Source organism: Sphingopyxis sp. BSNA05, assembly GCF_013265645.1.
Taxonomy (GTDB): domain Bacteria; phylum Pseudomonadota; class Alphaproteobacteria; order Sphingomonadales; family Sphingomonadaceae; genus Parasphingorhabdus.
On record NZ_PYIA01000019.1, the window covers coordinates 1 to 18,176 of the forward strand.

Genomic DNA, 18,176 nt, shown 5'->3' on the forward strand with positions numbered 1-18,176 from the left:
CTCCCGAATCCTCTTCATGCCTCTTACAGGTAAAAGGTTTGCTTGATAAAATTGGAGCCTTGAATGCGGCCCTTAATCGTGATGAATTAAGGGTTGTAAAGCCAGATCACTTTATTTTTTGTGTGGAGGCGAGGTTGCGAAACCGCCCTTTCCCAAAAAGTTTTTGAGCCTCCGCGATTTTATATGTCGGAAGAGGCGCATCGCCCAAAAATTGGTGCCAGAATCGTTTTAGCCGAAGCGGCTCAGCAATTATATCGCGATACTAACTACAATGACCTGATAACATTCGAAGAGGACATCGCTCGAATTGCCAGCATCGTGCTGGTGATATCAGAAAGCGCAGGCTCCCTTGCAGAACTGGGGTCCTTTTCATCAGAAAAACAAATCAAGGAGGTTTTGCGAGTACTTATTAGTGAAGAGCACGAGCAAAAAGAATCTTTTGTTCGCTTCGGTCCCATCGAACGAGTGATGAAACCAAATCGCAGAGACAGGGTTGGAGTTTTTCCTTGGCGGACGCACAACGCTGGGCATATCGTGAAAAGCTCTGTGAATGGTCATTTTTCGGAAATTGCCGCATTTATCGCGCGGTCAGTGGCTGCGTCGTCTAGTTCATTTGGCTATTCCAATCTTAACGGATCAGAATCATTCTACGATTTGTTGTGGCTAATATCGATATGTAAAGCCATTCCACCGGAACCGTTGAACGAGGCAATCCGAATCGTTAATCCGGGACTTTCAGACAACGACATTCGGGATAAATTATTTTGCTTGAGGTTGGCCGGTTGGATAGGAAAAGTTTCTTATTCTAATAAGGACTACTATTTTCAGTTGAGGGGTCAATCACCCTATGAGTATGCATTTTTGCCAGAAAAACGAATTAGAGACATGGATGGCACTTTGCTAGATATTAGCAGTACGGTGAAAAAGAGCTGCAAATCCCAAATGCCGTTTATCATCGAATAGCGGATGCGAAAGCAGCAGTTTGATGAAGATATTGGACGATTTGTCAGTCGAATTTGGCGCATCCACCAGCACGTTGGAACGGATAGTTTTGTCTGCTCCAATTCGATATAAAAGTTTCAAGATCGACAAACGCAATTCAAAAAAGAAAAGGATCATTGCTCAACCAGACAGAGCGGTGAAGGCGCTTCAGAGGTATGTGCTATCTACACGGCTAAGCAAATTTGATGTCAGTGACATCGCTATGGCTTACGTACGAGATCGTGGCATTTTCGAGAACGCAAAAATGCATGTTGATTCGGAATATATTCTGAAGTTGGATTTCAGTAATTTCTTTCATTCGATCTTGCCAAGCGATTTTGCTCACTTTGTTCGAGTACAAAAAATCCATTGTTATTGAGGTCGGATCTACAGTATTTCGAACCATTACTATTTTGGGGTAGAGGTTCTAAGATTCCTCAGTGTTTGTCTATCGGCGCACCGACTTCGCCAGCGATATCGAATATTCTTTTGTATGAGTTTGACCAAAAGCTGATCGAACGGGCAGGTGACCTTGGATTGACGGTTTCACGATATGCAGATGATATTACCGTATCCGGAGAAAGCGTCACTAATATTCGAAAATTTGAACGGTCAATTGCATCCATTCTTAGTAAGTTAAAAAATCCAAAGTTGATGTTAAACGATGAAAAAGGGGTTTCTACTCTCGGGGACAACGACGAATGGTGACGGGGCTAATACTTACTCCGGATGGCAAGATTTCTGTCGGGCGTGATAGAAAAAGAGAGATAAAGGCGCTCATCAACCAAATCAGATATAATGAGGCATCACCGCTAGAAACCTATCGAGCGAAGGGTTTGCTGGCATTTTGTCATTCCGTGGAACCTGCCTTCGTAGAAAGTTTGATCAAGAAATATGGCGTAAGCATAGTGGCGAACATAAAAACCTATGAAAACGAAGGCTATATGATCGAAAGCCAAGTATATGAAGACAGGTCAGTTTAGCTCGCCTTGTGATTCTTGAGCTTGACCACCCTCATCCAACTGCGCCTAGCCACCTGCGCTGACGCTTCGGTGGCAAGGCTTCGTATCCTTCTCCCGCACGGGAGAAGGGTCACCCCAACCCGGTAACCGCCAGCCCGAACATCACAAACCCATAACCCAGCACCCCGTACACCCCCGCCCGGAACCACGGATAGGGAATGCGCGCTTTGCCGGGGTAGCCGGTCGGGTGGACGACGGTGAGCCGCTCGCCGATCACCGGGGTCGGGAAGGGCGTGGTCAGCGGGTCGCGGACCTCGATAAAGCCGCCGCGCCCGTCGGGCACCAGCAGCACCGCGCTGTACAGCGTCGCGCCGCCGCGCTTCTTGAGCTGGTGGCGGATGATCTGGGCGGGCACGCGGCGGGTGCCGCCGCGGATATACAGCAGATCGCTGCGCAGCATCAGCGCCAGTCCCGTGGCCGCCAGGGCCAGGCCGATCAGGAGGAAGAGCGTGTCGATGGTCGCGCGCTATCACGCTTTTGCCGGGCTGTTAAGTACCCTCTCCCGTGCGGGGGAGGGGGCGGGGCGAAGCGGGAAATCCGCAGCCGCCCCCTTAAATCCGGTTGCCGGCGACCGTTAGTAGCCGGGTTCGCATCGTGAAAATTGCGGTTGGTGGACGGCAATCCGGGCGGGTTTCCGGGAAACGAGGTGAATTCATGGTCGCAAAGGTGATGCTGCAGCGTCTGTTCGACATCCACAGGGAATTCTGGACGTTCAATTCCGAGCGCGATCCCGGCACGCGCGAATTGATCGCCCGGCAGCAGCTCAAGCTGATCGCCGACGTGTCGCGGATCATCGCCATCGCCATGATCCCGGTCGCGATCTACATGATGGTCAATCTGTTCATTCACGCCAGCGCGCCGTTCATTGCCGCCGGCCTGTTCGGGATGGCGGTCATTATTTTCGTATCGATCAGAAATTTCCGTCGGGACCTGATGCCGGATTTCGACTTCAGTACCTTCTATGCGCTGCGGCGGAAACTCTGCTACGAAAGCATCATCGTCGCCCTGGCGCTGAATCTGAGCCTCGCCTTTCCGCTGGCTTTCGGACAGATCCCGCTGAACGAGAACAGCGTGATCCTGATCCTCGGCAGCATCGTGATCGGCGGCTTTACCTATGGCAGCATCCCGCGCGCGCAGACCTTCGCGATCGCGATCCCGACGCTGTTGCTGGGAATCGCCTTCATCTTCGTCAAGGGGCTGCCGGCGGTGCAGTCGGCGCTGCTGCTGGTCTTTTTCGCCCTCTGTATCGACTCCATCTACCGCCTCTTCTTCTTCAATTTCGCCAAGCGGCATATCTATGCGGCCAAGCAGGAGGATGCGGCGGAAACCGTCAAGCTGCTGCTCAACGACTATGCCGAGCAGAGTTCGGACTGGCTGTGGGAAACCGACGAGTCGCAGAGGATCGTCCGGGCGTCGGCCCGGTTCGCGGCGGCCGCTGGCCGGCCGGTTGGCGAGCTGAACGGCCTGCACATCGCCGACCTGTTCGAGGAGGGCGAGAAACGCCATATGCTGTTGCAGCGGATCGGGCAGGGAGAGCCGGTGCGCGAGCTGGTGCTGCCGATCAAGGTTGACGGCGAAGACCGCTGGTGGCGGATATCCTGCCGGCCGATGGACAGGGCGGAAGGGCGGTCGAAGGCGCTGCGCGGCGCGGCGACGGATGTCACCAACGAGAAACAGGCGAAGGACGAAGTCGCGCGCCTGGCCCATTATGACAGCCTGACCAATTTGCCCAACCGGGACCTGTTCAACCAGTCGCTGGAAAGCGCGCTGGCGCGGCTGCAGGGCGACCGCAATATTGCCGTGCTCTATGTCGATATCGACCGGTTCAAGGCGATCAACGACACGATGGGCCACAATGCCGGCGACCGGGTGCTGCAGGTGGTCGGCAACCGGCTGGCCACGGCCACCGGCGAAGAGGATATCGTGGCCCGGCTGAGCGGCGACGAATTTGCCATTTGCCTGACCGACGCCGGCGATAGCGGCGAAGTGGCCGAAACCGCGTCCGACATCGTCCACGCCGTGTCCCAGCCCTTCATGATCGACGGCCACAAGATCACTCCGGGCATCAGCCTCGGCATCGTCGTTTCCAACGACAAGTCGGAAACCGCCGAGGGCCTGCTGCACAACGCCGACATCGCGCTGTACAAGTCAAAGGACAACGGGCGCGGCCGGGTCACGCTGTTCGAGCCGCAGATGTTGCAGGCGAAACTCGACCGGCGCGAGATGGAGCTGGATCTGCAGGCGGCGCTGAAGGGTGACGAGCTGGAACTCTATTATCAGCCGGTCTTCGATATCGAGACCGAAAAGCCGCTGGGCTATGAAGCGCTGATCCGCTGGAACCATCCGGCCAAGGGCATGGTCATGCCGAACGAGTTCATCCCGATTGCCGAGGCGACCGGACTGATCATCCAGCTGGGCGAGTGGGTGCTCCGCACGGCGCTGCTCGAACTGAAGAACTGGCCGGACCATCTCGGCGTCTCGGTGAACCTGTCGCCGGCGCAAATGCGCAGTCCCAATCTGCTGCCGACCATCATCAACGGCCTGGCGTCGGCGGGCGTCGCCCCGCACCGCCTGGAGCTGGAAATCACCGAAACGGTGATCATGAGCCACAACCAGGCCAATTTCGACCTGTTGAACAAGATCCACTCGCTCGGCGTCAAGATCGCGCTGGATGATTTCGGCACCGGCTACAGTTCGCTCAACTATCTGCGCAGCTTTCCGTTCAACAAGATCAAGATCGACCGCTGCTTTGTCGAGGATGTCGACGACCGGGAGGACTGCCAGGCGATCATCCGTGCGGTGACCGGCCTGGCGTCCAGCCTGGGCATGGTGACGACGGCGGAGGGCATCGAACGCGACGGACAGTTGCTGCAGGTGAAGCGGGCCGGCTGCAAACAGGTGCAGGGCTATCTGTTCAGCAAGGCAGTCCCCGCCAGCGCGATCGCCGGCCGTGTGGTGCAGCAGCAACCCGAACCTGTCGCTCCGGACGCAATCGAGAAACCGGAGGCCGGTTTCGATCTGGCAGACCGCAGGCACGGTTAGGCCGGCGCGGCCGGCGCTGCGGCCAACCCGCGTCCGCCCCGCCCTTAACCGGCCAGTTAAATCTTCAATTGCAACTTTTCCCGGCCAGTGGCATAACATGGAAAAAGCTGGGAGAGACGGCAATGGCGACTCAGATCGTGAATGAAGGCAGTGCAGCAATAGAATCGGTCGACGTGCTGATCGTCGGCGCGGGTATTTCGGGCATTGGCATGGCGGTGCATCTGCGCGACAAATGTCCGGGCAAGAGCTTTGCCATTGTCGAGCGGCGCGACGATATCGGCGGGACCTGGAACCTGTTCCAATATCCCGGCATCCGCAGCGACAGCGACATGCACACGCTCGGCTTCAATTTCGAACCGTGGACCGAGCAGAAGGCGATTGCCGACGGTCCCTCGATCATCAACTATCTCCACCGGATCAAGGCCAAGCATGATCTGGAGAAACATATCCATTTCGGCCACAAAGTGCTGTCGGCGAGCTGGTCGAGCGAGGATGCGCGCTGGACCGTGACGGCGGAGAAATCCGACGGCAGCCAGGTCGTGATGCACGCCAATTTCGTCTATATGGGCGCCGGCTATTATGATTATGACAATCCCTATGACGCGCAGATAGAGGGCTTGCAGAATTTCAAGGGCGAAGTCGTCCACCCGCAATTCTGGCCCAAGGATCTGGACTATGCTGGCAAGAAGGTGGTGATCATCGGCAGCGGCGCGACCGCGGTGACGATCGTGCCGGTGGTGGCGGAAAAGGCGAGCCATGTGACGATGCTGCAGCGCACGCCGACCTGGTATGCGGCGCGCCCGGCGAAGGACGGGCTGGCCAATTTCCTGCGCAAGATCATGCCGGAAAAATGGGCCTATGCGATCATCCGCAAGAAGAATGTGTGGATGCAGGACATCACGTTCCGCACCTCGCGCGACAATCCGGAAAAGGTCATCCGCAAGCTGGAGAAGCCGCTCAAGAAAGAGCTGGGCGACAAATATGTGAAGGAAGATTACACGCCGCCTTATGGCCCGTGGGAGCAGCGCCTGTGCCTGGTGCCCGACGGCGACATGTTCAAGGCGATTGCCGCCGGCCGCGCGATCTGAAGACCGGCCATATCGATACGGTGACCGAAAATGGCATCAAGCTGAAATCCGGCGAGACGCTGGACGCGGATATCATCGTCACCGCGACGGGGCTGAAGCTGGCGGTGGCCGGCAAGGTCGCCTTCGAGGTCGACGGCAAGCCGGTCCACTGGCCTGATCATTATTATTACAAAGGCTGCATGTTCTCCGACATTCCCAATCTGGCGATCGTCTTCGGCTATCTCAACGCCAGCTGGACGCTGAAGGCCGATATCGTGTCGGAATATACCTGCCGCCTGCTCAACCATATGGACGCGACATCGACGCGGATCGCCAATCCGGTGCTGGACAAGGAGCTGGAGCGGGAAGATCTGTTCGATTTCTCCTCCGGCTATATCCAGCGGTCGATCGACGAACTGCCGCGCAACAGCACCGCCATGCCGTGGAAGCTCAACCAGGACTATCTGTTCGACCGGAAGATATTGCGCCACGATCCCGTCGACGACGGGGTGCTCAAATTTTACGGCCCCAATTCGCAGCAGGGTGCGGGGCAGGGCGAGCCGGCGCTGGAGGCCGCCGAGTAGGCGCAGCGGTCGCGCGTCGGCGCTCGAGAGCGCCTCTGGATGCTTAACCTTTTGTTGAGCAAGATCGCCTAGTCATTCCGGCAGGGGGCTAGGGATGGGCTACATGAATTCGCAATTTCGCACGGTGGAACCGGCGCTGATCGAGCAGCGCAAGGCGTTCCGCCATCCGGTGCAAATCCAGCGGACCGCGATCCGCCAACATGGCAAGACCGCCAAAAAGGGCGAGCTGGTGGATGTTTCCATCTATGGCTGCCGGGTTGCCAGCGATAGTATGATCGCCGAGGGCAGCCGGGTCTGGCTGCGTTTCGAAGACAGCAGCCCGATTACGGCAACGGCAATCTGGTGCAAGGATGGACATGTCGGCTGCCGCTTTGACGAAACCCTCGATCAGAAGCTGTTTCGACGCCTCACCCTTATCAGCGAGTAGCCGGGCCCCGGCCCTGACAAAACCGATTGCTTGCCAACTGACAATCATGTCAGTAAGGTAGCGATATGGAAAACAAGATTCTTGATGTGTTGATTGTCGGTGCCGGTTTGTCCGGTATTGGCGCGGCGGTTCACCTGACCAAAAGATGCCCGGGCAAAAGCTTCGCGATCGTCGAGGCGCGGGAGCGGCTTGGCGGGACCTGGGATCTGTTCAAATATCCGGGCATCCGCAGCGACAGCGACATGTATACATTGGGCTATAACTTCAAACCCTGGACCGCGCGCCGGGCGATTGCCGATGCGCCGTCCATCCTCGACTATCTCAATGAAACCGTCGAGGAATACGGCCTGCAGGACAGGATTCTGTTCAACAACAAGGTCGTCGACGCAAACTGGTCGAGCGAGGAGGCCTTGTGGACGGTCAGTCTGCAGCGTGGTGATGGCTCGATCGACACGGTCAAATGCAATTTCCTGCACATGTGCTCGGGTTATTACAGCTATGAGGAAGGCCATAATCCCGATTTTCCCGGCAAAGCGGATTTTGCCGGACCGATTGTCCATCCGCAATTCTGGCCCGAAGATCTGGATTATTCGGACAAGAAAGTCGTGGTGATCGGCAGCGGTGCGACCGCCGTAACGCTGGTTCCCTCGATGGCCGAAACGGCAGCGCATGTCACCATGTTACAGCGTTCCCCGACCTATATCGTTTCGCGGCCGGGCGAGGACAAATGGGCCTTGCGGTTGCGCAAATTCCTGCCTTCCAAGCTCGCCTATCTGCTGACGCGCTGGAAAAATGTGCTGATGGGCCTGTTCATGTTCAATCTGGCGCGCAAGAAGCCCACGGCGTTCAAGGGCCGGTTGCTGGAAATGGTGAAAGAGGAAATGGGCCCCGATGTAGATATGGCCGATTTCACACCCAGCTATAATCCCTGGGACCAGCGCCTGTGTCTGGTGCCCGACAGTGACCTGTTCAATGCGCTGAAATCCGGCAAGGCGTCGATCGTCACCGATCATGTCGAAACATTCACCAGGGACGGCATCCGGCTGAAATCCGGCAAGACGCTCGAGGCGGATATCATCGTCACGGCGACCGGCCTGAAAATGCTGACCGGCGGCACCGCGACCATTTCGGTGGACGGCAAGCTGGTCAAATTCGGTGACAAGATCAATTACAAGGGCGTAATGTTCTCCGGCATTCCCAATTTCGGGATGACCATGGGCTATACCAACGCCAGCTGGACGCTCAAAGCCGACCTGACCAGCGAATATGTCTGCCGGTTGATCAACTATATGGACAAGAACGGGACACCGATCGCCACCCCGACATTGCCGGCGGACGGACTGATCGGCACCGAACCGATGCTGGACTTCAGCTCCGGCTACGTCCAGCGCGCGATCAAGAATTTGCCGAAACAGGGTGATCGCAAACCGTGGCGGCTCAACCAGAATTTTCCCAAGGACATTATCAACCTGCGCCACAAACCGGTCGACGACGGTGTGATGGTCTTTTCCAAGCCGGGCGCTGCGATCCTTCGCATGCCAACGAAGCGGGTCGAATCGGACACAATTGCCGCCGAATAGACACTCGCGCTTGGCCTTGTCTGAGGCTATAGCGGTCAAATGACTGATTTTAAGGCATTGATCGAGGCCGACACCGGCCAGAACGCGCGCAATATCCAGCTACTGGATGTCAGCAATTTCGAAACATGGCTGAAAGGGCAGCCGGAGAATATCCGGGCGCTGGTCACGGCCAACCAGTTTTCCGGCAAGGCCGACAGCTTTCTGCTGCTGCCGCCGGTCGGCGGTAAAAGCGAGGACAAATCGGTGGCAACCGATTTCTCGGTGGTGGCGGGTGTGCCGGACCAGGCGAAGCTCGATGCCTGGTCGCTGGCCACGCTGGGCAGTGGCCTGCCCGAGGGCAATTACCGGCTGCAGGATATCAGCGCCAAGGGTGCGCTGTTCGGCTGGCTGATCTCGCAGCATGAATTTGACCGTTACAAGGAACTGCCCGATCGGCAGGGGCCGAGCGTGCTGCTGGTCAACGATGCCATTGGCCAGCGCGATGAAGCGGTGCGGCAGGCCGAGGCAACCGCGATGGTCCGTGATCTGGTCAATACGCCGGCGGCCGACATGGGCCCGGACAGGCTCGAGGACATTGTCGACAAGCTGGCGGGCGAGCATGGCGCAGAACTGAAAGTGACGCGCGGCGACACGCTGGAAGAGCATTTCCCGATGATCCACGGCGTCGGCAAGGCGGCGATGCGCGCCCATGCGCCGCGGCTGCTCGAGCTGAAATGGGGCAGGGCCGATCATCCGAAAATCGCGATTGTCGGCAAGGGCGTGACATTTGACAGCGGCGGGCTTTCGATGAAGTCGCCAGCCGGCATGATGCTGATGAAAAAGGATATGGGCGGCGCTGCCCATGCCATCGCGCTGGCCCGTGTGGTGATGGAAGCGAGGCTGCCGGTGCAGCTGCACCTGCTGGTTCCGGCGGTGGAAAATGCGATCGACGGCAACGCCCTGCGGCCGGGCGACATATTGCACAGCCGCAAGGGACTGACCGTCGAGATTACCAATACGGATGCCGAGGGTCGGCTGGTGCTGGGCGATGCGCTGACTCTGGCCGGCGAGCAGGAGCCGGACCTGATCATCGATTTTGCCACGCTGACCGGCGCGGCGCGGGTTGCGCTGGGGCCGGATCTGCCGGCGATGTTCTGTGACGACCGGGCGATGGCGGACGGGCTGCTGCAGGCCGGAGAGGAAGAAAGCGATCCGCTCTGGCAGATGCCGCTCTGGTCCGGCTATGACGCGATGCTGAGCAGCAATATCGCAGATTGCGTGAACAGCGCGTCGGGTGGCTTTGCCGGCTGCATCACTGCGGCATTGTTCCTGAAGAAATTTGCGCCGGAATCGGTGCCCTGGGCACATTTCGACACATTCGCCTGGCGACCGGCGGCCAAGCCGGGCCGCCCGCAAGGTGGTGAAGCGCTCGGCCTGCGCGCGAGCTGGCGCTATCTACAGGGACGCTACGGGCAGTAAGGTAGCAAGCAGCCTGTCTGAAAACCGCTGACGACAGGACCGTCAGGCCGATTGTCTTCGCTTTCGGGACAGGCGACGCATTTGCCGCCACCCGACGAGCAGCCCGACAATCAGGATCGCGATGCAGCCGAACAGGATCCAGGTGAACATCCCGTCCATCCTGGCGGCGAAGGCGAGATTGTCGACATTGCCGGTTTTCCAGAAGACCCACTCGCTCGCGATCGTGGTGGCGAGTATGGGACTGCCGGTCTCGAGGATGACAATGCCATCACCGCTCGCGGGGTCGACCCGCACCGCACTGTTGATGGCAGGCTCGTTCTTTCCGTCATGGCCGATGATGAAACCGCCCTTGTTGTCCGGCGCGAGCAACATCGGCCCCAATCCCCAGATATCGGCGCCCAGCGATGACGCGTGAGGTGTGGCCATGGTGGCGAGAATATTTTGAGACAGAACTTTCTGCTGGCTTCCCGGCAGCTGGGCGAGAGCGAATGTGGTCATGTCGGCAGGCGTGGTAAACAGGGATGTCGCCGCCAGCGCCGTATACCAGCGGAACGGCTCGGTATCGCCATCCAGCGTGAAATTCTCGGCGAGGCCCATTGCCTGCGCCTTTCGGTGATCGAAGGTTGTCCGCGTCATGCCCAGCGGTGTGAATATCCGTTGCTCCATATATTCGGGGAAGGAGAGACCCGAAACTTCCTCGACCATCAATTGCAGCAGCGTATAGCCGCCGCCTGAATAGTTCCATGCCGCCCCCGGCGTTTCTCCGACCCTGACCACGCCCGACTTCCCGGGCGAGGCATCGGCGGCGCGGGTCAGCGAATCTTCCAGCGTCTGGACGGCGTCCGGCGTGGCAAAGCCATTATAGCCGAGCCCGTCGTCCAAACCGGCGGTATGGCTGAGCAAGCGGCGCACGGTAACCTGTTCATGATCGAATTTGCTTTCCGGCAATGTCCAGCGTTCAAGATAATTTTCCACCGGAGCATCCAGATCGACCAGTCCGTCCTCGACAAGCGCCATCACGCCCCAGGCGGTGATCCATTTGCCGAGCGAGGCGACCTGATAGACGGAATTCTCATCAACCGGAGATCCCGTTGACCAGGAAAAATTCTCGACGGGCTTGCCATTTTCAATCAGCGCAAAACCGAGATTTCCGCGATGCCCGGTTTCGATCTTTGTGCGGGCGGCCTGAACGAAATCTGCCGGCGCTGCGGAACTCGTCATGGGACGGTGCCACCATCCTTCGCTGGTACCGATGAAAAGCGCGGCGGCCCAGAGCGCCATCGCTGCCAATGTGGCGATGCCGGTGATGACAAGTCTGATCATATTCCATTCCTTCTTCGCTTGGCGTCGCAAGACAATCAACCATTCTGACCGGTGGGCCAATCAGGCTGCTGGTGCTGGCTCACCGCAACCTAGGGCGATTGACGGTCCCATTGCTTGACACGTCATGCCAAGCTTTTGACCCAGCGCGCCACCCCCGGCTTGTGTTGCCTGGCTATTCGTTCTGCCGGTAAGCCTGTGGCGTTTGGCCATTCCAGCGCTTGAAGGCCCGGGTGAACGCGCTTTGCTCGGAAAAGCCTGTGAGAAAGGCGATTTCGGCCAGACTATAGTGGGACTGTTCCAGCAGGCCGCTGGCCAGCGCAGACCGGGATTTCTCCAGCAATCCCTGGAAGGACAGCCCTTCATCCGCCAGTCGCCGGTTAAGGGTGCGGTCGCTGAGCCCCAGTTTGCGCGCGATTTCCGCTTTTTCGGCACCCCGGTCGGCAGGGCTGCGGAAATCTGCGACTGGACGCGCTGCTCGAAGCTGATGTCACGCTGTAGCGCGGCAAGCTTGTGGTCGAGCTGCGCTTCGAAAAAGCGGGACATGGCCGTGTCGCCCAGCCGATTGGGTTCAAGGGCAACGGCTCTGGGGACGGCCAGAGCGTTGAATTGCGATGAAAAATGGACGGGACAGCCGAAATGTTGCTGATAATGGCTTGCGGATCCGGGCGGTGGACCATGGCGATAATGAACCGCCAGAGGAGCGAAGGCGCGGCCCACCGAATCTTGCGCCAGGGCGAGAAACGAGGCCATCGCGGCTTCGTTGGACAGGCGCACGCCGGGCGAACGGGCTTCGCGATCCATCGCGATCAGGACGGTCTCCTCCTGTTCATGGACGGAATATAGTCTGGTGCCGTTGATCAATTCGGCATAGCGGGCTGCGCGCCGAAAGGATTCGAGCAGTGTCGGCGCGGATTTCCACGCCAATCCCAGCACGCCATATTCGTCGCAACGCATCGACGCGCCCGCCCTCAGGTGAAATTCTAGCGGCCCGGCTTCGGTCTCGGCAAGCCGTTGCAACAGATCATAATAGCGCTCCTCGGACACCAGCATGTCAAAATCCAGCGGCGCATCCGGATCGACACCTATTTCGCGCAACAGCGACGGCTTGTTCAGGGAATCGCTGGCCGCCGAAATAACCTTGCGGACGAACAAGGATGAAATTTGAGCCAATGCCTGCGGGCCCTCCGTTTGAACCTAGTGTCAATTTCTAGGCAAGCAGAGGCGCTCTGTGAAGCCGCTTTTTCAGGGCGGCGAGTGGTGGAAGGACAACGGGCCGGTCATCCGCCGATCAGGAGGCGGGTTGTCCGCCCAATATGGACGGGTCCACGCCTTGTGCCTGCAGACCCTCGATCAAATTCTTCCGGGTTCGCGCCAGATCGGGCTGGCTGGCGGCCCCGTTCAGCTGATCCAGCGCAGTCCGGTCATAGAGACGCCCGCCGGCGATCACCATGGCCGGACGCCCCGCAGCATCGAGATTGTCCAGCGGATTGTCGTCGAGCAGAATGAGGTCGGCGCGGTGGCCGGGCGCGATGCGGCCCGCGCCATCCGCTTCGCCGAGCGCCCTTGCGGCATTTTGCGTTGCCGCGCGCAGGACTTCACCAGGTGACAGGCCGGCTTCGGACAACAGATGCAGCTCCTGGATCAGGGAACGGCCGGGAATATTGGTGAAAATACCCGCGTCGCTTCCGGTAACGATCAGCACGCCGGCATCGGCGAAAATCTTTGTCGCCCGCTTGTAAAAATCAAAGGCGGCGCGTGCCGGGGCGATCGCTTCGCCGGACCAGCGATCGTAATTTTCCTGTTCCTGGGCCACGACCAGCGGGTTCAATATGTCCACGTCGGGCCGATCGAGATATTCTCCGCGCGTCTCGGCAACCCGCATCAGATTGTAAAAGGCGAGAAGGGTCGGATCGACCGGCACGCCGGCGGCTGCTACCCGGGCGGCGAGATTTTTGCGGCGGCCTCGTCATGGGCTTCGCGCAAGCCATGCCAGACGATCGATTCGATATGTTCGAAGGTAATGAACCCGTCGTCCAGCAATTCCTCAAAGGCGATATTGAACGGGCGAGTCCGCGGCATGCCCGCTTCCCGGATGCCCTCGGGTGTGTGGCCCATGACCGTCATGCCGAGCGCTCTGGCTTCGTCGCGCGCCGCTTCATAGGCCTCGCGGGACAGGTTCGAATAGACTTTGATATGACGGTATCCGGCCTCATGCTGGGCGCGAACCGCGGCACGCGCCTCGATGCCGTTCGCGACGATCTGGTGGTTCACCTGGGCATTGGGGCCGTCGCCGTTGAGAATGGGACCGGTGGTGATGAGGCGCGGGCCGGCGATTTGTCCGGCCGTGATTTCTTGCGCGAGGCGCAGATGAAAGGGCATGCCGGAAGCATTGCGGATCGTCGTCACGCCACGCGCCAGATAGGCGCCGAGCGCGGCTTCGTCCCAGACGTGCACGTGCATATCGACAAGGCCGGGCATCGCGATCCGGCCGCCGCCGTCGACCACGCGGGCAGCAGAGGGTGTGGTCACAACGGCCGTTGGTCCGACAGCCGTGATCGTTCCTCCGTCAATCAGAACGGACTGATCGGGTTTCAGCACCGGGTCTGATCCGCTGAGATCGAGAATGCGGATATTGCGGAGAAGCAGCGGAGGATCGGCTTGCGCAGCCAGCGGGGTGGTCATAAGCGCGAAAAAAAGCGCGACGGCAGGGAAGAATCTGAAGATAAATGCCTCCATATGCAGTTTTGTGCAAATTAGCATGACGACAAATGACGGTCAAAATCTTGTTGGCGGTCGCTGCCTGTTTTGCGGTCTTCGGCAGACAGGGGGGGCGCTATCACGCTGGCCAGGGCTGCTCTGCCGCTACGGATTATTGACATCGATTGGGGTGAGGCTAGAATTTCCCCGATCTGGCGTGCGAATCGCGCAAGGCGTAGCGGATCACGTCAGGCCGGTAGATGTTGAAAGGGGCAAAATGAATATCGATGAACAGCGCAAGGCGGACACCGAGAAGAAAGTATATGAAAAGCCGGAACTGATCCATCTCTCTGAGATTCACGAAAAGACCGACGCGCTGCTGACCAGCCTCTTCCGCGCATCCTGATTTCACAGCTTCCTTTTTTCGAGGCCCGACGCTGTAGTCCAGCATCCGTTTGACCAGTTCTGTTCCCGCGTTCCATAAGAGGGCGGCATGGCAGGGATGGGCGGTATAGATGCCCGGCAAACCTGCCGCCGCCAGACCGGCGCGGGGCTCCGCCGACAGCAGCGATGCCAGTCCGGAATATCACCAAAAGCGACACCGCTTGATTAAACGCCCTGAGGTCGTTTAAAGGCGGTCGATTGTCATCGCTTTGTCACATGGCGCTTAAGCCGCAGAGTCACGGACATTTTTTATCGCTATTGGGATTTCTAAACGCATGGACATGGAAACTGCAGACAAAGGCGCGCACGCGAAATTCGTTCTGACCGGTCCCGAAGGAAAATTCGACCCCCGGACCACGGCACATCGCGGCGATCTGGCCGATATCGCGCTGGCCGGCAAAATGTTTGCGCCACATTATGCCGAGTCGATGCCGATGCGCTGTTCCGCGCCAAAGGCGATGCTGCGCAAACAGCCCGGCAAGGATCACGAGGCGATTTCCGAATTGCTGCACGGCGAGGATTTCCACGTGCTGGACATCGCCGGTGACTGGGCCTGGGGCTATTGTGGCCATGACAATTATGTCGGCTATGTACCGGTCCATGCGCTGCAACATGAGAAAAACGCCCGAGCCGACCCATCTGGTCTTTGCCCGTGCGGCGCTGATCTTCATCGAGCCGGATTACAAGTCGGGCGTGATGAAGCGGCTGCCGATGGCGCGCGGATCGCCTGCGGCGAAGCCAGCGAATGCGGCAATTATCTGAAGACCGGCAAGGGCTATGTCCATGTCCGCCATGTCCAGCCGATTGGCACGAAAGTGGTGTTTGACGGCAGCAACGGCACCGCGGCGCTCGCCGAACAGCTGATCGGCGCGCCCTATCTCTGGGGCGGCCGCAGCGGCGACGGTCTTGACTGTTCCGGCCTGATCCAGACGATATTGATGCTCACCGGAGTGGCCGCTCCGCGCGACACCGATCAACAGCTTGAGGCACTGGGCGAAGACATCGCCGCAGACGAGGAACTGCGCCGCGGTGATCTGATATTTTTACCGACCATGTCGGCCTGATGGTCGATAGGGAGCGGATCATCCATTCGACCTCCCATGCGATGCAGGTGATCATCGAGCCGCTGGCCGACACTATGGCCCGCTTTGCCAAAACCGCCGAGCAGCCGATATTGGCGCGCAAACGGCTTTCCTGAGACTGAATATGACGAAAACTGTTTTCATTGACGGCGCGGTGGGGACCACCGGCCTCGAGATCGCCGACCGGCTGGCCGGGCGGGAAGAATTTGCGATGGTCCGGCTGCCGGAGGACAAGCGCAAGGTTCTTGCGGCACGGCGCGAAGCGATCAACGACAGCGATTTTGTGATCCTCTGCCTGCCCGACGATGCGGCGCGGGAAGCGGTGGCGCTGGTCGACAATGACCGCACACGGATCATCGATGCTTCAACCGCGCACCGGACGGCCGAGGGCTGGGCTTACGGCTTTGCCGAATTTCGGGAAGGCCAGCGCGATGCTATCGCGGGTGCCCGCTTTGTCTCCAACCCCGGCTGCTATCCGACCGGCTTTCTGGCGCTGATCGCGCCGCTGATCGCCAAGGGGCTGCTGCCGGCGGACTGGCCCTTTGTGATGAACGCCGTGTCCGGCTATTCCGGCGGCGGCAAGGCGCTGATCGAACGCTTTGCAGATGAACCCGACCTTGGTTTCCGCGCCTATGGCCTGAATTTTGACCACAAGCATCTGCCGGAAATGAAGACCTATGCCGGTCTGGCCCACGACGTTATTTTTCGCCGTCGGTGATCCGCGCCTTCCGCGGGATGCTGGTTGATGTGCCGCTGCATCTCGGCGCCATCGGACCGGTGCGCGCAGAACAGTTGCTCGAAGAGCTGACCGATTTTTATGCCGGATCGACAATCGTCTCGGTGCAGGGCAGGGGCGACCTGTCAGAGCTGTTGATCAGCGAGAATGACGCGCCAACCGACCGGCTCGAGCTGTTTGTCTGCGGCAATGCCGAAGGCTATCACGCGCGCCTGATTGCGCGGCTGGACAATCTCGGCAAGGGCGCCTCGGGCGCCGCCGTGCAGAATCTCAATATCATGGCCGGTCTCGACGAGACCGCTGGTCTGCAGCTCTAGATTTCCGCGAATTCTGGCGCTTATTCGGAGGCTGTCACCGATTCGTCAGGGCGCAGGCTGGTACCGGCCCGCCCGCTACGGAAGGCGCCCCACCAGGTCAGCGGGTTGAGCGTCGTGGTGCCATCCAGCGAGAAAGTGATGAATTCCGCCCGTCCGCCGATATTCTCCCACGGGATCGGGCCGCCAAGACCAAGCGGACTGGCCACGCGGCTGTCGGCGCTCAGATCGCGATTGTCGCCAAGAAGATAGACTTGTCCTTCGGGAATTTCGAGCGGCGCCACATCGTCGGTATAGCGTGGACCAAGATCGATGATATCATAGCTCACGCCGTTGGGCAGGGTTTCGCGGAGAATGGGCAGGTTGCAGACCGGATTGCCGGCAGCATCGGTACCGCGCGCACCGGGGAATTCATGCTCGCCGCAGGGAGAATTGGCATCGATCGGGACTTGCAGGTCGGGCTGGACATCCTGTCTGACGGCAATGCCGTTGAGGAAAATCTGGCCGCCGCGCAATTCGATCGTGTCGCCCGGGAGACCGATGACCCGCTTGATATAATCGCTGCTCTGGTCCCTCGGCGTCAGGATGACGACATCGCCGCGTTCCGGCAGGCTGCCGAACAAGCGGCCTGATACGCGCGGAACGATATGGAAAGTCGGCGATACCCAGGACCAGCCATAGGCATATTTGCTGACGATCAGCCGGTCTCCGACGAGCAGGCCCGGCATCATCGATACCGAAGGAATGTAAAAGGGCTTGGCAACCAGACTGTGAAACGCCAGCACCGCCAGCAACAACAGAGCAATGCTCTTGATTTCGCCCAACCAGTCGGTCTTGTCCGGTTTATCGGTGGAGCCGCTGTCAGCGGTATTTTCTATCGACATATTCTGGTCTCTGGTTTCTGGTTCACGCCATCTTTTGTTGTCAGAGCGGGTGGCTTCAATGATCACGAATGCCTGCGCCCATGGATGATCGTCGGTGAGTGTGAGATGAACGGTGACCCCATATCCTGCCGGAGTCAGCGCGTCGAGGCGTTTTTTGCGCCGCCGGTCAGGGCCAGGGTTGGTGCACCGCTCTTGGCATTGATGACGCCGATATCCTTCATGAAAACGCCGGCGCGAAAGCCGGTGCCGACGGCTTTGGAATAAGCTTCCTTGGCGGCGAAGCGTTTGGCGTAGGTGCCGGCCTTGGTAAATGGCCGGCGGGCTGCCTTGCTACGCTCCAGTTCAGTGAACACGCGATTTTCAAAGCGCTCGCCGAAGCGGTCGAGTGAATTCTGGATGCGCTCGATATTGCAGAGGTCTGAGCCGAGACCGATGATCATGGATTTTCCTCCCCGTCGCAGATGGGGAGGGGACCGCCCGAAGGGTGGTGGAGGGCGCCCTCCGTCGCTCTGGCGCCACCTCCCCGACAGCTTCG

Annotated in this window: 18 protein-coding genes and 3 pseudogenes; 12 read left to right on the forward strand and 9 right to left on the reverse strand. The window is 59.0% G+C overall.

Annotation, left to right across the window (positions count from 1 at the left end; genetic code table 11):
* The first annotated feature begins 183 nt into the window (after positions 1 to 183).
* The 3 genes from C8024_RS02115 to C8024_RS02125 all read left to right on the forward strand — a co-directional run bounded on the left by C8024_RS02115 (position 184) and on the right by C8024_RS02125 (position 1,964).
* Positions 184 to 963, forward strand: a complete 780-nt coding sequence (locus tag C8024_RS02115; RefSeq protein WP_173202778.1) for a retron St85 family effector protein — start codon at positions 184 to 186, stop codon at positions 961 to 963.
* 393 nt (positions 964 to 1,356) lie between these two features.
* Positions 1,357 to 1,689, forward strand: a complete 333-nt coding sequence (locus tag C8024_RS02120; protein ID WP_302051573.1) for a reverse transcriptase domain-containing protein — start codon at positions 1,357 to 1,359, stop codon at positions 1,687 to 1,689.
* A complete protein-coding gene (locus tag C8024_RS02125; RefSeq protein WP_173202780.1) occupies positions 1,683 to 1,964 on the forward strand; it encodes a hypothetical protein in 282 nt (93 codons plus the stop codon). The genes C8024_RS02120 and C8024_RS02125 overlap by 7 nt, the downstream gene beginning before the upstream one ends.
* 109 nt (positions 1,965 to 2,073) lie before the next feature.
* On the opposite strand, the gene C8024_RS02130 is transcribed toward C8024_RS02125, so the two are convergent.
* Positions 2,074 to 2,403 carry a hypothetical protein gene (locus tag C8024_RS02130; RefSeq protein WP_173202781.1) on the reverse strand — a complete coding sequence of 110 codons (330 nt, stop codon included), beginning with the start codon at positions 2,401 to 2,403 and terminating at the stop codon, positions 2,074 to 2,076.
* A gap of 254 nt (positions 2,404 to 2,657) precedes the next feature.
* On the opposite strand from C8024_RS02130, the gene C8024_RS02135 reads away from it, so the two are divergent.
* The 6 genes from C8024_RS02135 to C8024_RS02155 all read left to right on the forward strand — a co-directional run bounded on the left by C8024_RS02135 (position 2,658) and on the right by C8024_RS02155 (position 10,161).
* Positions 2,658 to 5,045, forward strand: coding sequence for a bifunctional diguanylate cyclase/phosphodiesterase (locus C8024_RS02135; protein ID WP_173202782.1), 2,388 nt, complete (start codon positions 2,658 to 2,660; stop codon positions 5,043 to 5,045).
* Positions 5,046 to 5,167: 122 nt separating this feature from the next.
* Positions 5,168 to 6,133: a flavin-containing monooxygenase gene (locus tag C8024_RS22715; RefSeq protein WP_367947098.1), complete on the forward strand. Its 966-nt coding sequence runs from the start codon at positions 5,168 to 5,170 to the stop codon at positions 6,131 to 6,133.
* A gap of 20 nt (positions 6,134 to 6,153) precedes the next feature.
* Positions 6,154 to 6,696, forward strand: coding sequence for a hypothetical protein (locus C8024_RS22720; protein WP_367947099.1), 543 nt, complete (start codon positions 6,154 to 6,156; stop codon positions 6,694 to 6,696).
* A 103-nt stretch (positions 6,697 to 6,799) separates the two neighbouring features.
* Positions 6,800 to 7,123, forward strand: a complete 324-nt coding sequence (locus C8024_RS02145; protein WP_164089100.1) for a PilZ domain-containing protein — start codon at positions 6,800 to 6,802, stop codon at positions 7,121 to 7,123.
* 65 nt (positions 7,124 to 7,188) lie between these two features.
* Positions 7,189 to 8,703, forward strand: a complete 1,515-nt coding sequence (locus tag C8024_RS02150; protein ID WP_173202783.1) for an NAD(P)/FAD-dependent oxidoreductase — start codon at positions 7,189 to 7,191, stop codon at positions 8,701 to 8,703.
* A 39-nt stretch (positions 8,704 to 8,742) separates the two neighbouring features.
* The gene (locus tag C8024_RS02155; RefSeq protein WP_173202784.1) at positions 8,743 to 10,161 is read left to right on the forward strand and encodes a M17 family metallopeptidase; all 1,419 of its coding nucleotides are present in this window, start codon (positions 8,743 to 8,745) and stop codon (positions 10,159 to 10,161) included.
* 42 nt (positions 10,162 to 10,203) lie between these two features.
* Here C8024_RS02155 and C8024_RS02160 read toward each other — a convergent pair whose 3' ends face one another.
* The 6 genes and pseudogenes from C8024_RS02160 to C8024_RS02180 form a co-directional block, all read right to left on the reverse strand.
* A complete protein-coding gene (locus tag C8024_RS02160) occupies positions 10,204 to 11,484 on the reverse strand; it encodes a serine hydrolase (protein WP_173202785.1) in 1,281 nt (426 codons plus the stop codon).
* A 172-nt stretch (positions 11,485 to 11,656) separates the two neighbouring features.
* Positions 11,657 to 11,899 carry a helix-turn-helix transcriptional regulator gene (locus tag C8024_RS22725; protein WP_367947100.1) on the reverse strand — a complete coding sequence of 81 codons (243 nt, stop codon included), beginning with the start codon at positions 11,897 to 11,899 and terminating at the stop codon, positions 11,657 to 11,659.
* Between the two features lie 161 nt (positions 11,900 to 12,060).
* Positions 12,061 to 12,654: pseudogene (locus C8024_RS22730) on the reverse strand (AraC family transcriptional regulator); the annotation flags it as partial.
* Between the two features lie 118 nt (positions 12,655 to 12,772).
* Entirely contained in the window at positions 12,773 to 13,405 is a 633-nt protein-coding gene (locus C8024_RS02170; protein WP_173202787.1) for an amidohydrolase family protein, read from the reverse strand.
* A gap of 11 nt (positions 13,406 to 13,416) precedes the next feature.
* A complete protein-coding gene (locus C8024_RS02175) occupies positions 13,417 to 14,166 on the reverse strand; it encodes a hypothetical protein (RefSeq protein WP_173202788.1) in 750 nt (249 codons plus the stop codon).
* Positions 14,167 to 14,377: 211 nt separating this feature from the next.
* On the reverse strand, positions 14,378 to 14,707 hold the full coding sequence (locus C8024_RS02180) for a hypothetical protein (protein WP_173202789.1): 330 nt from the start codon (positions 14,705 to 14,707) through the stop codon (positions 14,378 to 14,380).
* A 199-nt stretch (positions 14,708 to 14,906) separates the two neighbouring features.
* On the opposite strand from C8024_RS02180, the gene C8024_RS02185 reads away from it, so the two are divergent.
* From C8024_RS02185 to argC, 3 genes and pseudogenes are all read left to right on the forward strand, one after another.
* Complete coding sequence (locus C8024_RS02185) at positions 14,907 to 15,689, forward strand: NlpC/P60 family protein (RefSeq protein WP_254305478.1); 783 nt, start codon at positions 14,907 to 14,909, stop codon at positions 15,687 to 15,689.
* Positions 15,689 to 15,823, forward strand: a complete 135-nt coding sequence (locus C8024_RS22460) for a hypothetical protein (RefSeq protein WP_302051572.1) — start codon at positions 15,689 to 15,691, stop codon at positions 15,821 to 15,823. Before C8024_RS02185 ends, C8024_RS22460 begins: the two co-directional genes overlap by 1 nt.
* Before the next feature lie 8 nt (positions 15,824 to 15,831).
* A pseudogene (gene argC, locus C8024_RS02190) lies at positions 15,832 to 16,760 on the forward strand (N-acetyl-gamma-glutamyl-phosphate reductase).
* A 20-nt stretch (positions 16,761 to 16,780) separates the two neighbouring features.
* Here the strand turns inward: argC and lepB are convergent.
* Together lepB and acpS are read right to left on the reverse strand one after the other, a co-directional pair.
* Positions 16,781 to 17,641, reverse strand: a complete 861-nt coding sequence (gene lepB / locus C8024_RS02195; RefSeq protein ID WP_173202790.1) for a signal peptidase I — start codon at positions 17,639 to 17,641, stop codon at positions 16,781 to 16,783.
* A gap of 51 nt (positions 17,642 to 17,692) precedes the next feature.
* A pseudogene (acpS, locus tag C8024_RS02200) lies at positions 17,693 to 18,081 on the reverse strand (holo-ACP synthase); the annotation flags it as partial.
* Positions 18,082 to 18,176 lie beyond the last annotated feature (95 nt).

Bases quoted from the DNA above. Each gene is read 5' to 3' on its own strand.
- C8024_RS02125 (WP_173202780.1), top strand. From the start codon at position 1,683: ATGGTGACGGGGCTAATACTTACTCCGGATGGCAAGATTTCTGTCGGG.
- C8024_RS02160 (WP_173202785.1), bottom strand. From the start codon at position 11,484: ATGATCAGACTTGTCATCACCGGCATCGCCACATTGGCAGCGATGGCG.
- C8024_RS02175 (WP_173202788.1), bottom strand. From the start codon at position 14,166: ATGACCACCCCGCTGGCTGCGCAAGCCGATCCTCCGCTGCTTCTCCGC.
- C8024_RS02135 (WP_173202782.1), top strand. From the start codon at position 2,658: ATGGTCGCAAAGGTGATGCTGCAGCGTCTGTTCGACATCCACAGGGAA.
- C8024_RS02130 (WP_173202781.1), bottom strand. From the start codon at position 2,403: ATGCTGCGCAGCGATCTGCTGTATATCCGCGGCGGCACCCGCCGCGTG.
- C8024_RS22715 (WP_367947098.1), top strand. From the start codon at position 5,168: ATGGCGACTCAGATCGTGAATGAAGGCAGTGCAGCAATAGAATCGGTC.
- C8024_RS02145 (WP_164089100.1), top strand. From the start codon at position 6,800: ATGAATTCGCAATTTCGCACGGTGGAACCGGCGCTGATCGAGCAGCGC.
- C8024_RS02150 (WP_173202783.1), top strand. From the start codon at position 7,189: ATGGAAAACAAGATTCTTGATGTGTTGATTGTCGGTGCCGGTTTGTCC.
- C8024_RS02185 (WP_254305478.1), top strand. From the start codon at position 14,907: ATGGAAACTGCAGACAAAGGCGCGCACGCGAAATTCGTTCTGACCGGT.
- C8024_RS22460 (WP_302051572.1), top strand. From the start codon at position 15,689: ATGGTCGATAGGGAGCGGATCATCCATTCGACCTCCCATGCGATGCAG.
- lepB (WP_173202790.1), bottom strand. From the start codon at position 17,641: ATGTCGATAGAAAATACCGCTGACAGCGGCTCCACCGATAAACCGGAC.
- C8024_RS02155 (WP_173202784.1), top strand. From the start codon at position 8,743: ATGACTGATTTTAAGGCATTGATCGAGGCCGACACCGGCCAGAACGCG.
- C8024_RS02115 (WP_173202778.1), top strand. From the start codon at position 184: ATGTCGGAAGAGGCGCATCGCCCAAAAATTGGTGCCAGAATCGTTTTA.